Source organism: Paraburkholderia caffeinitolerans (genome assembly GCF_902859945.1).
Classification (GTDB): domain Bacteria; phylum Pseudomonadota; class Gammaproteobacteria; order Burkholderiales; family Burkholderiaceae; genus Paraburkholderia; species Paraburkholderia caffeinitolerans.
Genome location: NZ_CADIKL010000050.1, coordinates 43,024 through 55,170, shown reverse-complemented (window position 1 = coordinate 55,170; position 12,147 = coordinate 43,024). Strand labels below are relative to the sequence as shown.

The window sequence follows — 12,147 nt, the reverse complement described above, 5'->3', positions numbered from 1 at the left end:
TTCGAGTTGCGCGGGCGTGAGGTGCGCCATCTTGTTGTAGGCACCGCGCAGCTTGAAGGAGAACACGGGCTGGTTGTCCTCGCGCTTGAGCAGGACGGTGTTGCGCAGGCGTGCCGAGAGGTTCGGCGCGCGCTCCAGTTCGGTCTCGCGGGCCACGTCGTAGACGCGGGCAGTGAGGACTTTTTTCAGATAATCGTCGTGGGAGGCCATGCGAGAGACGCGTCGGGCGCGGAATTTGACGGGAAAACGTAAATGATAGCGCCAATGATCGTGCCGACAGTGTGCCAGCAGCGGACCAATTCCCGACTGTCCGGACGGCGAATCCATTGCAGCACGGCGCTTCACGGAGATGTCAGGCACGGTTCACCCGCCTGTCGCGCGAATGAAAGAGACTGGCGTTTGCAAGATGGCAAAGTTCCTGGGCACCGTCAGCGCGGGCGCGGATCATGCGTTAAAATCGCTTTTTGAAACAAGGATCGGAAGATGCACAGGCAGACTCGGATAGCCCATTTGATGCCCGCACGGCGCGAGACCCGCCCCGCGGCGCAGCGGCAAGTCCGGCACGCACGATCGTGCCGCTAGGTCCGAGCGCCGGGGAACCATCGGCGTGAGTGCAGCCGCCATGCTTCCCCACCCCTAAAGTCCGCTACCAGCCAACCGCGAGCCAACAGCGCGCCACTAAGCGCCAGCCGCGAGCCACCGGCGGACACGATTTCAGAATAGCGCCCCACGCGCCCCGTCAGCGTCCGCCATGCCCGCAGCGAGCGATATCCGCGAGCCACATGAGCGGGGCTGTCACCAAGAGTCGTCCAACCATGAACGCACCTCAAGTTTTCGATCCTCACGGCGCCGCCGCTGCCGTGGCCACCGACGTCGAACCGCGCTTGCGCGAGATTCCGTACAACTACACGTCCTTTTCGGATCGCGAAATTGTCATCCGCCTGCTGGGCGAGGATGCATGGAACGCGCTCGCCGAACTGCGCGCCGAACGCCGCACCGGCCGCTCGGCACGCATGCTCTACGAGGTGCTCGGCGACATCTGGGTCGTGCGCCGCAATCCGTATCTGCAGGACGATCTGCTCGACAATCCGAAGCGCCGCGCGCTCCTGATTGAGGCGCTGAACCACCGCCTCGCCGAAATCGAGAAGCGTCGCCGCGCCGACCTCCAGGAGCACGCCGATAAAGAAGGCGTGGACCGCGCTGCGCGCGTGGAAACGCTGGTCGACGCCACGCGCCGCGCCATTGACGACTTCGCCGCCGAATTCGAGAAAATGGCCGACCTGCGCCGCCGCGCCGTCAAGGTGCTCGGCAAGCGCACGCAGAAGGACAACATCCGCTTCGACGGCATCGCGCGCGTCTCGCACGTGACCGATGCGACCGACTGGCGCGTCGAATATCCGTTCGTGGTCCTCACGCCCGATACCGAAGCCGAAATCGCGGGCCTCATCAAGGCCTGTTTCGAGCTCGGCCTCACCGTGATTCCGCGCGGAGGCGGCACGGGCTACACGGGCGGCGCGGTGCCGCTCACGCCGTTCTCGGCCGTCATCAACACCGAAAAGCTCGAGCAGCTCGGCCCCGTCGAGATGACCGACCTGCCCGGCGTGGACCGCAAGGTCGCGACCATTTTCTCGGGCGCGGGCGTGGTCACGCGCCGCGTGACCGAAGCCGCGGATGCCGCGGGCTTCGTGTTCGCGGTCGACCCGACGTCGCTCGACGCCTCGTGCATCGGCGGCAACGTCGCGATGAACGCGGGCGGCAAGAAGGCCGTGCTCTGGGGCACGGCGCTCGACAATCTCGCCTGGTGGCGCATGGTCGATCCGGAGGGCAACTGGCTCGAAGTCACGCGTCTGGACCACAACCTCGGCAAGATCCACGACATTCCCGTGGCGCGCTTCGAACTCAAGTGGTTCGACGGCGAGCACGCGCCAGGCGAAAAGCTGCTGCGCACCGAATGGCTCGACATCGAAGGCAAGCGCTTCCGCAAGGAAGGGCTTGGCAAGGACGTCACCGATAAATTCCTCGCGGGCTTGCCCGGCGTGCAGAAAGAAGGCTGCGACGGGCTCATCACGTCCGCGCGCTGGGTGCTGCACAAGATGCCCGCGCACACGCGCACCGTGTGTCTGGAGTTCTTCGGCCAGGCGCGCGAGGCGATTCCGAGCATTGTCGAGATCAAGGACTATCTGTTCGAGACCTCGAAGCAGGGCGGCGCGATCCTGGCCGGCCTCGAGCATCTGGACGAGCGCTATCTGCGCGCCGTCGGCTACGCGACCAAGAGCAAGCGCAACGCGTTTCCGAAGATGGTGCTGATCGGCGACATCGTCGGCGACGACGCCGATGCCGTGGCTACCGCCACCTCGGAAGTCATCCGCATGGCCAACGGCAAGAGCGGCGAAGGCTTCGTCGCGGTCTCGGCCGAGGCGCGCAAGCGCTTCTGGCTCGACCGCAGCCGCACCGCCGCGATTGCGAAACACACCAACGCGTTCAAGATCAACGAAGACGTCGTGATTCCGCTCAATCGCATGGGCGAGTACACGGACGGCATCGAGCGCATCAACATCGAGCTGTCGATCAAGAACAAGCTTCAGTTGATCGATGCGCTTGAAGCGTTCTTCAAGGAAGGCAAGCTGCCGCTCGGCAAGACCGACGACGCCAATGAGATCCCATCGGCCGAACTGCTCGAAGACCGCGTGCAGCAGGCGCTCGATCTGCTCAAGCGCGTGCGCGCGCGCTGGGCCTTCGTGGGCGAGAAGCTCGACATGTCGCTGCGCGAGGCGCAGCACTATCTCGTGCAACTGGGTTACGAGGCGCTAGCGGAGAAGTTCGCCGATCGCACCGACGTCCAGCCGGACGCCACCGTGTTCCACGTCACCCAGGACCGCACGGTGCGCATCTCGTGGAAGCAGGAGGTTCGTGCTGAACTGCGCCAGATCTTCAACGGCGGCGCGTTCGAGCCGATCCTCGACGAAGCTCAGGCGATCCACAAGAAGGTGCTGCGCGGCCGCGTGTTCGTGGCGCTGCACATGCACGCCGGCGACGGCAACGTGCACACCAACATTCCGGTCAACTCGGACAACTACGAGATGCTGCAGGACGCGCACCACTCGGTCGCGCGCATCATGAAGCTCGCACGCTCGCTTGACGGCGTGATCTCGGGCGAGCACGGCATCGGCATCACCAAGCTCGAATTCCTCACCGAAGACGAGATCGCCGAATTCCGCGCCTACAAGCAGCGCGTCGACCCGCAAGGGCGTTTCAACAAGGGCAAGCTGCTCGACGGCGCCGACCTGCGCAACGCCTACACGCCGTCGTTCGGCCTGATGGGCTACGAGTCGCTGATCATGCAGCAGTCCGACATCGGCGCGATTGCCGAGTCGGTGAAGGACTGCCTGCGCTGCGGCAAGTGCAAGCCCGTGTGCGCGACGCACGTGCCGCGCGCGAACTTGCTCTACAGCCCGCGCAACAAGATTCTTGCGACCTCGCTGCTGGTCGAGGCGTTCCTGTACGAAGAGCAGACGCGCCGCGGCGTGTCGATCAAGCACTGGGACGAGTTCAACGACGTGGCCGACCACTGCACGGTCTGCCACAAGTGCGTGACGCCGTGCCCGGTCAAGATCGACTTCGGCGATGTCACCATGAACATGCGCAACCTGCTGCGCAAGATGGGCAAGAAGAAGTTCAACGCGGGCAACGCGGCGGGCATGTTCTTCCTGAACGCGACCAACCCGCAGACCATCAACCTCGCGCGCGAGGTGATGATGGGCGTGGGCTACAAGGCGCAGCGCCTCGGCAACGATCTGCTCAAGAAAGTCGTGAAGAAGCAGACGGCGCACCCGCCCGCGTCCACCGGCAAGCCGGCCGTGGTCGAGCAGGTGATCCACTTCGTCAACAAGAAGATGCCGGGCAACCTGCCGAAGAAGACGGCGCGCGCGCTGCTCGACATCGAAGACAACAAGATCGTGCCGATCATCCGCAACCCGAAGACCACGAACGTGGATTCGGAGGCGGTGTTCTACTTCCCGGGCTGCGGCTCGGAGCGGCTGTTCTCGCAGGTGGGTCTCGCGACGCAGGCGATGCTTTGGGAAGCCGGCGTGCAGACGGTGCTGCCGCCGGGGTATCTGTGTTGCGGCTATCCGCAGCGCGGCTCGGGCCAGTTCGACAAGGCCGAGAAGATCGTCACCGATAACCGCGTGCTGTTCCACCGCGTCGCGAACACGCTTAACTACCTCGATATCAAGACGGTGGTGGTGTCGTGCGGCACGTGCTACGACCAGCTCGCCGGTTATGAATTCGACAAGATCTTCCCGGGCTGCCGCATCATCGACATCCACGAGTTCCTGCTCGAGAAGGGTATCAAGCTCGATGGCGTGTCGGGCACGCGCTACATGTACCACGATCCGTGCCACACGCCGATCAAGACGATGGACCCGGTCAAGCTAGTGAACGAGCTGATGGGTTCCGAGAAGGACGGCTACAAGATCGAGAAGAACGAGCGCTGCTGCGGTGAGTCGGGCACGCTCGCCGTGACGCGCCCCGATATCTCGACGCAGGTGCGTTTCCGCAAGGAAGAGGAAATCCGCAAGGGTGCGGCGAAACTGCGCGGCATTCCGATCGTCGCGAGTGGCATAAGCGGCGCGAACGGGGTGCAGCCGGCCACGCAGCAGGAAGCGGGCGGGCAGGGTAGCAAGCAGGATGTGAAAATTCTGACGAGCTGCCCGTCGTGTCTCCAGGGGCTGTCGCGGTACAACGAGGACGCCAACATCGAAGCCGACTACATCGTGGTGGAAATCGCCCGACACGTGCTTGGCGAAAACTGGATGGCGGACTACGTTCAGAAGGCGAACAATGGCGGAATCGAGCGCGTGCTGGTTTAATGGCAGCGCCAATTTTTCCGTAACACGGGTTCGAGGTCGACGATGGGATGCGTATTCTGCAATGAGGAAGGCGGCGATGTGCTGTGGGAAGACGAGCGTATGCGCGTCGTGCACGCGAGCGCCGAAGCCGAATATCCCGGCTTTTGCCGGGTCATCTGGAATGCGCATGTCGCCGAGTTCTCGGATCTTGGGGCGGAGGACCGGGAACATTTGATGCGCGCGGTCTACGCGGTCGAGCGGGCGCTGCGCCGCGTGATGCAACCATCGAAGGTGAATCTCGCGAGCCTCGGCAACCAGGTGCCGCACGTGCACTGGCACGTGATTCCGCGCTTCACGAACGACGCGCATTTTCCGATGTCGATCTGGTCGCCGCGCCAGCGCACGGTCTCGGAGGCCATGCTCGGGCAGCGCCGCGCGCAGGCCACACTGCTGCGCGACGCGGTGCGTCAGGAAATCGAACAGGCGCTTGCCTGAACGGGCGCTGCGGATGCCATGCCTTTCGTGCCTGTTCGTGCCGGTGACATTGAGGGAGGAACAGAATTAATCATGAGTGGACTGAAATCCGATACGCCGGTGCCGACCGGCATCGTGGTGCATGCGCTTTCGCGCGTGCTCGAACTCCAGTACGGAAACGGCGAGAGCTATCGCGTTCCGTTCGAGTTGATACGCGTCTACACGCCCTCGGCGGAAGCGCGCGGTCACGGCCCCGGCCAGGAAACGCTGCAAACGGGCAAGCGCGAAGTAACCATCACGGCGCTCGAAGCTGTCGGCAACTACGCGCTGCAGCCCACCTTCTCTGACGGTCACAATACCGGCATCTACTCGTGGGACCAGCTCTACGAACTGGCGACGCGCCAGGACGAACTCTGGGCAGAGTATTTCGCCAAGCTCGAAGCCGCGGGCGTCGAACGCGACACGCCGATGGCGCGCGAGCCTCAGGGCGGTGCCTCGCACGGCCACTGCCACTGACGCTTCCTGTTACGATCCTGCCCGCCGCGGCGCCCACGCGCCGCACCCATCACCCAATAAGACCCGGGCACGAACCGGTCAGACTCGCGGTCAGACCCGCGAAAGGACGAGCGCGATGAGCAAAACCCACTTCGGCTACGAAACGGTCGACGAACAGGACAAGGCGAAGAAGGTGGCCGGCGTGTTCCATTCGGTCGCCTCGAACTACGACCTGATGAACGACTTGATGTCGGGCGGGCTGCATCGCGCCTGGAAGGCGTTCACGATTGCCCAGGCCAACGTGCGGCCGGGCGGCCGGGTGCTCGACATTGCGGGCGGCACGGGCGACCTTTCCATGGCGTTCGCAAAGAAGGCCGGCCCGAGTGGCCAGGTCTGGCACACCGACATCAACGAGTCGATGCTGCGCGTGGGCCGCGACCGACTCATCGACCACGGCGTGATCACGCCCGCGCTGCTCTGCGACGCCGAGAAAATTCCCTTTCCGGACAACTACTTCGACGTGGTGACGGTGGCCTTCGGCCTGCGCAACATGACGCACAAGGACGCCGCGCTCGCCGAGATGCGCCGCGTACTCAAGCCTGGCGGGCGCCTGCTCGTGCTCGAATTCTCCAAGGTCTGGGAGCCGCTCAAGAAAGCGTACGACGTGTATTCATTCAAGGTGCTGCCGTGGCTGGGCTCACGTTTTGCACAAGACGCCGATAGCTACCGCTATCTTGCGGAGTCGATCCGCATGCACCCCGATCAGGAAACATTGAAGACGATGATGGAACAAGCCGGCCTCGACGCCGTCAAATATTACAATTTGTCAGCTGGCGTGGTAGCCTTACACGTCGGCACAAAGTACTAGTGTTCCCAACTCTCTGTCTTTAAAGGAAATTCCGCCATGCCTGAGTCCCGAAGCATTGCTTCCAAAAAGCTTTCAATGTCGTGGGTCAGGCGGATCGGAGTTCTGGCCCTCGTCGGCGTGATGGTGGCCGGCAGCCTGGCGTCGTTCGATGCCGAGGCGCGCCGCATGGGTGGTGGCCGCAGCTTCGGCAAGCAATCGTCGGTGGCCTCGCAGCGCAGCACCACGCCGCCGCCGGCCCAGCCGAGCCCCACGAATCCCGCACAGCAGGCCGGCGCCCAGCGCGCCCCAGGCACGCCGGCGCCCACGCCAGCTCCGGCGCGCAACCGCTGGCTCGGGCCGATCGCGGGTCTCGCGGCCGGCCTCGGCATCGCCGCGCTGCTGTCGCACTTCGGTCTCGGCGAGGCGTTCGCCGGCATGATGGCGAACATGATCGTGGTCGCGCTGATCGCGTTCGTCGCGATCTGGCTGATCCGCAAGTTCATGAGCCGCCGCCGTGGGCCGCAGCCCGCGTTTCAGGCGGGCGGCGCAGGCTTGCCGCCTGCTGGCGGGCTGAACCAGATGGGCGGCTACCCGTCGTCTGAGCCGCGCTACCCGGCGCCGGCCACGGGCTCCGCGGGGCAATACAATTCGCTCAACACGCCGCAGGCCGATACGGCCCCGACCGTTCCGGCAGGCTTTGACACCGAGGCGTTCGTGCGCAACGCGAAGGTCTATTTCGTGCGCCTGCAGGCCGCGTGGGACGCGGGCAACGTCGAGGACATCCGCGAGTTCACCACGCCCGAGATGTTCGCCGAGATCCGTGTGGACCTGACGGGTCGCGGCCCCCAGCCCAATCAGACCGACGTCGTTCAGCTCAACGCCGACCTGCTCGCGGTGGAGGAGCTCGGTAGCGAATATCTCGCGAGCGTGCGCTTCTCTGGCCTGATCCGCGAAGAGGCGGGCGCTGCCGCTTCGCCGTTCGTCGAGATCTGGAATCTCTCGAAGTCGCGCACTTCCGGCGAAGGCTGGCTGCTGGCCGGTATCCAGCAGGTCGAATCGCATTGAGTTGGCATTGCGCAGCGTTGATCTCACATCATCTGACTGTGCGCGCTGACCGTTCGGCCTAGCCTCGGCAAGGCGCGATCGGACGGCGCGAACGCTACAATAGGAACCCGCGCGAGCTTGAGCCCGCGCGGGTTTTTTTATTCCACGCCGATGACTCTCGCCGCCAAGCCCTTCGCCGCCGCTGTCAATCACCTGCTCGCCCGCGAATCGTGGGCCCGCAACCGCCTCGCTCCCTATGCCGGCAAGACGGCGCGCCTGTCGTGTCCGCCGGTCGTGCTCACGTTGCTCGTGGAGCCCGAAGGCTATCTTGCCGCAGTCGAAGAGCACGACGCGCAGTGCGCGGACGTCGCGCTCTCGCTGCCGGCCGGCGCGCTGTCTTCGTATGTGCAGGGCGGCCAGTCGGCCGTCATGAAGCATGTAAAGATCGAGGGCGACGCCGAATTCGCGCAGATCATCGGCAAGCTGGCGGAACACCTGCGCTGGGAGCCCGAAGAGGACCTCGCGAAGCTGATCGGCGACGCGCCGGCGTCGCGCGTCGCGACGATTGCGCGCACCGTGCATGAGCAGGCGTTGCGCACGGGGCGCAACGTGCTCGGCTCCGTCACGGAATACCTGCTCGACGAAAATCCGCAGCTCGTGCGGCGCGCCGAGCTCGACGGCTTCAACGCAGAGCTGTCGCGCGCGCGTGATGCACTGGCGCGCGTTGAGAAGCGCATCGAGCGCCTTGAACAAAAATCACAAGCGCGTGGCACCTCAAACGGTACCCAGGCGGCGCCGTCGGGCACCGCACCGCGCGGCCCGAGCCAGACAACAGGCCACTAAGACATGCGTTTTCTGCGTTTTCTGAAGATCTTCTTTACGCTCGTCCGCTTCGGTCTCGACGAAATCATGTTGAGCCGGATCAATGACCGACGCGTTGCACTTTTGCTGCGCATCACGACCGTCGGCCGCAAGTTCGATCAGCCGGCCGGCGTGCGTCTGCGCCTCGCGCTCGAAAGCCTCGGGCCGATCTTCGTGAAGTTCGGCCAGGTGCTCTCCACGCGCCGCGACCTGCTGCCGCTCGACATCGCCAACGAGCTCGCGAAGTTGCAGGATCAGGTGCCGCCGTTCGAATCGCAGGTGGCGATCGACATCATCGAAAAATCGCTGGGCGCGCCCGTCGACACGCTGTTCGATGAGTTCGAGCGTGTGCCGGTGGCGAGCGCCTCGATTGCGCAGGTGCACTTCGCGAAGGTGAAGTCCGGTCAGCATGCGGGCAAGGCGGTGGCGGTGAAGGTGCTGCGCCCGAATATGAGGCCCGTGATCGATTCGGACCTGCTGCTGCTGCGCGACATTGCCATATGGGCCGAGCGCCTGTGGGCCGACGGCAAGCGCCTGAAGCCGCGCGAAGTGGTGGCAGAATTCGACAAATACCTGCACGACGAGCTCGACCTCATGCGCGAGGCCGCCAACGGCAGCCAGTTGCGCCGCAACTTTGTGGGCCTCGACCTGCTGCTCGTGCCCGAGATGTATTGGGAGTTCAGCGCGCCCGACGTGCTTGTGATGGAGCGTATGGTGGGCGTGCCGATCAGCCAGGTGGACAAGCTGCGCGCGGCCGGCGTCGACATTCCGAAGCTCGCGCGCGAGGGCGTGGAGATTTTCTTCACGCAGGTGTTCCGCGACGGCTTCTTTCACGCCGACATGCACCCCGGCAACATCCAGGTCAGTCTCGACCCCGCGCATTTCGGGCGCTATATCGCGCTCGATTTCGGCATCGTCGGGGCGCTGTCGGACTTCGACAAGAACTACCTCGCGCAGAACTTCCTCGCATTCTTCAAGCGCGACTATCACCGCGTCGCCACGCTGCACATCGAATCCGGGTGGGTGCCGCCCACCACGCGCGTCGAGGAACTGGAGAGCGCCATCCGCGCCGTCTGCGAACCGTATTTCGATCGCGCGCTCAAGGATATTTCACTCGGCCAGGTGCTGCTGCGTCTGTTCCAGACCTCGCGGCGCTTCAACGTGGAGATCCAGCCGCAGCTCGTGCTGCTGCAAAAGACCATGCTCAATGTCGAAGGCCTCGGGCGTTCGCTGGATCCGGAACTGGATCTATGGAAGACCGCCAAGCCTTACCTGGAGCGCTGGATGACCGAGCAGATCGGCCTGCGCGGCTGGTATGAGCGTTTCAAGATCGAAGTGCCGCAGTGGAGCAAGACGCTGCCGCAGTTGCCGCGCCTCGTGCACCAGGCGCTGCTGCATCGCCAGACCCCCGCGCATCTCGCCAACGACGACACCATTCGCCAGATTCTTGCCGAGCAGCGCCGCACCAATCGCCTGCTGCAAGGCCTCGTGCTGTTCGGCGTGGCGGTGGGGGTAGGCATGGTCGCCGCGCACGTGTGGCTGACACTGACCTATGGTGGATGAGGCGCGAATAAGGCGCTGATAAGGCGGACCCGCTTCGCCAACAAGGAGTGAGACGATGAGCGAACCGACCCTTCCACGGCAGCCAGGCGAAGTGCCTGACGGGGTGCCTGAGTTCGAGACGCGCGATCCCGGCGCGCGCGAGTTCTGGGACGAGCGCTTCGAGCGCGGCTTCACGCCTTGGGATCAGGCCGGCGTGCAGCCGGCCTTCGAGGCCTTCGCGGCCGCTCACCCCGCTGCCGCTGTGCTGATTCCCGGCTGCGGCAACGCGTGGGAAGCGCGCTGGCTGGCCGAGCGCGGCCGGACGGTGCGAGCGATCGATTTCGCGCCGTCGGCGGTGGCGAACGCGCGCGCAGCGCTTGGAGATTTCGCGGATGTGGTCGAAGAAGCGGACTTCTACGCGTACGAACCGCCTTTCGCGGCGGACTGGATATTCGAGCGCGCGTTTCTATGCGCCCTGCCCAAGGCGCACCGACCGCACTACGCCCAGCGCATGGCGGCGTTGCTCGCACCGGGTGCGCTGCTGGCGGGCTTCTTCTTTCTCGGCGATACCCCGAAAGGGCCGCCGTTCGGTATCGCGCGCACCGAACTCGATGTGCTGCTGACGCCTTATTTCACGCTGCTCGACGACCAGCCCGTGGAGGGTTCGCTGCCCGTGTTCGTTGGCCGCGAGCGCTGGCTCACGTGGCAGCGCAACGGCACGCCTGCCGCACCGCTCCTGTTGCCGCGAACGTGAAAACGCGCGTGCGCACTTGATCGCGCGCAAGTCGCCCCCAGCTACGGCAGAGTCGCTTTCGCCCAACCTCGCCCGGCAAATCCCGGGCTAGGGGAGCGTTTGCGGCTATAATTCAAGGCTTTGCAAGCATTTCTCAGAATTTCACCCGTTTCATCAGGAAAGAGATCATGCCGATCTACGCTTATCGCTGCGAGTCGTGCGGCTTCGAAAAAGACGCGCTGCAAAAGATCAGCGATGCGCCCCTGACGCAGTGCCCGAGCTGCGGCGCGGACACATTTCGCAAGCAGGTCACCGCGGCCGGCTTCCAGCTGAAGGGCTCGGGCTGGTATGTCACTGATTTCCGCGGCGGCCAGTCCAGCGGCACGAACGCTGCTGCAACCGGCGCGAAGTCCGCCGAGGGCGCGTCGTCGTCCGAGGGCAGCAAGCCGGCGGGCGAGGGCGCGAGCGCCGCAACGCCCGCGGCCGCACCCACAGCCGCTCCCGCGAGTTCGGCGACCGGCGCGGCCGGCTCTACCTGAAACCTGCCGCCAGGCTCCCCCGGGGCCCGGCGGCGCCAAGCGCCGCGCGTCGCGCGCGGCCCGGATGGCGTGTACATGACGATCAAGAAAGCGACCTTCAAATCGGTATTCCTGACCGGCCTTCTCGTGCTGGTGCCTTTGGCCATCACGCTGTGGGTGCTGAATCTCGTCATTGGCACGATGGACCAGACGCTGCTCCTGCTGCCCACCGCATGGCGGCCGGACGTGCGGATACCCGGTCTCGGCGCGATCCTCACGCTCGCGTTCATCTTCGTGGTGGGCTTGCTCACGCACAACTTCATCGGCCAGAAGCTGGTGGTGTGGTGGAACGCGCTGGTGCGCCGCATCCCGATCGTGGGCCCGCTGTACAGCAGCATCCAGCAGGTTTCCGATACACTGCTTTCCAGCAATGGCAATGCTTTTCGCAAGGCACTCCTGATCGAGTACCCGCGCAAGGGCTCCTGGACCATCGCGTTCCTCACCGGCATTCCGGGCGGCGACGTGGTGAACCATCTGCCGGGCGAGCACGTGAGCGTTTATGTGCCGACCACGCCCAATCCCACTTCGGGTTTTTTCCTGATGGTGCCGAAGAGCGAGGTAATCGAGCTCGACATGACGGTCGACGCCGCGCTCAAGTATATTGTTTCGATGGGCGTCGTCGCGCCGGTCGCGAATTCCCGCCGCCCCATCGATCCCCCGCTTTAATACCGGACGCCGCGCTGCCTGTGGCGCTCCCGTTCATTCATGCATAACGAAAGACGA

Annotated in this window: 11 protein-coding genes; 10 read left to right on the top strand and 1 reads right to left on the bottom strand. The window is 64.6% G+C overall.

What is annotated here, in order from left to right; genetic code table 11:
* Nucleotides 1-360: pyridoxal-phosphate dependent enzyme (locus HV773_RS37120; protein WP_246282549.1), on the bottom strand; the 360-nt coding region annotated here is incomplete at its 3' end.
* A gap of 455 nt (nt 361-815) precedes the next feature.
* Between HV773_RS37120 and HV773_RS32135 the strand changes: the two genes are divergently transcribed.
* From HV773_RS32135 to HV773_RS32090, 10 genes are all read left to right on the top strand, one after another.
* Nucleotides 816-4,871 carry a DUF3683 domain-containing protein gene (locus tag HV773_RS32135; RefSeq protein WP_129562837.1) on the top strand — a complete coding sequence of 1,352 codons (4,056 nt, stop codon included), beginning with the start codon at nt 816-818 and terminating at the stop codon, nt 4,869-4,871.
* A 42-nt stretch (nt 4,872-4,913) separates the two neighbouring features.
* The gene (locus tag HV773_RS32130; protein WP_129562836.1) at nt 4,914-5,345 is read left to right on the top strand and encodes an HIT family protein; all 432 of its coding nucleotides are present in this window, start codon (nt 4,914-4,916) and stop codon (nt 5,343-5,345) included.
* A gap of 72 nt (nt 5,346-5,417) precedes the next feature.
* Complete coding sequence (locus HV773_RS32125; RefSeq protein WP_129562835.1) at nt 5,418-5,840, top strand: gamma-butyrobetaine hydroxylase family protein; 423 nt, start codon at nt 5,418-5,420, stop codon at nt 5,838-5,840.
* A 115-nt stretch (nt 5,841-5,955) separates the two neighbouring features.
* Complete coding sequence (ubiE, locus tag HV773_RS32120) at nt 5,956-6,687, top strand: bifunctional demethylmenaquinone methyltransferase/2-methoxy-6-polyprenyl-1,4-benzoquinol methylase UbiE (protein ID WP_129562834.1); 732 nt, start codon at nt 5,956-5,958, stop codon at nt 6,685-6,687.
* Between the two features lie 36 nt (nt 6,688-6,723).
* Nucleotides 6,724-7,731 carry a Tim44 domain-containing protein gene (locus tag HV773_RS32115; protein ID WP_129562833.1) on the top strand — a complete coding sequence of 336 codons (1,008 nt, stop codon included), beginning with the start codon at nt 6,724-6,726 and terminating at the stop codon, nt 7,729-7,731.
* Nucleotides 7,732-7,881: 150 nt separating this feature from the next.
* Entirely contained in the window at nt 7,882-8,553 is a 672-nt protein-coding gene (locus tag HV773_RS32110) for a ubiquinone biosynthesis accessory factor UbiJ (RefSeq protein ID WP_129562832.1), read from the top strand.
* 3 nt (nt 8,554-8,556) lie between these two features.
* Nucleotides 8,557-10,134 carry a ubiquinone biosynthesis regulatory protein kinase UbiB gene (gene ubiB, locus HV773_RS32105; RefSeq protein ID WP_129562831.1) on the top strand — a complete coding sequence of 526 codons (1,578 nt, stop codon included), beginning with the start codon at nt 8,557-8,559 and terminating at the stop codon, nt 10,132-10,134.
* Between the two features lie 55 nt (nt 10,135-10,189).
* Nucleotides 10,190-10,867 carry a methyltransferase domain-containing protein gene (locus HV773_RS32100; RefSeq protein WP_129562830.1) on the top strand — a complete coding sequence of 226 codons (678 nt, stop codon included), beginning with the start codon at nt 10,190-10,192 and terminating at the stop codon, nt 10,865-10,867.
* Between the two features lie 167 nt (nt 10,868-11,034).
* Nucleotides 11,035-11,385 (top strand): FmdB family zinc ribbon protein, encoded by a 351-nt coding sequence (locus tag HV773_RS32095; protein ID WP_129562828.1) that lies wholly within the window; start codon nt 11,035-11,037, stop codon nt 11,383-11,385.
* Between the two features lie 75 nt (nt 11,386-11,460).
* Entirely contained in the window at nt 11,461-12,090 is a 630-nt protein-coding gene (locus HV773_RS32090) for a DUF502 domain-containing protein (protein WP_129562827.1), read from the top strand.
* The last annotated feature ends 57 nt before the right edge of the window (nt 12,091-12,147 follow it).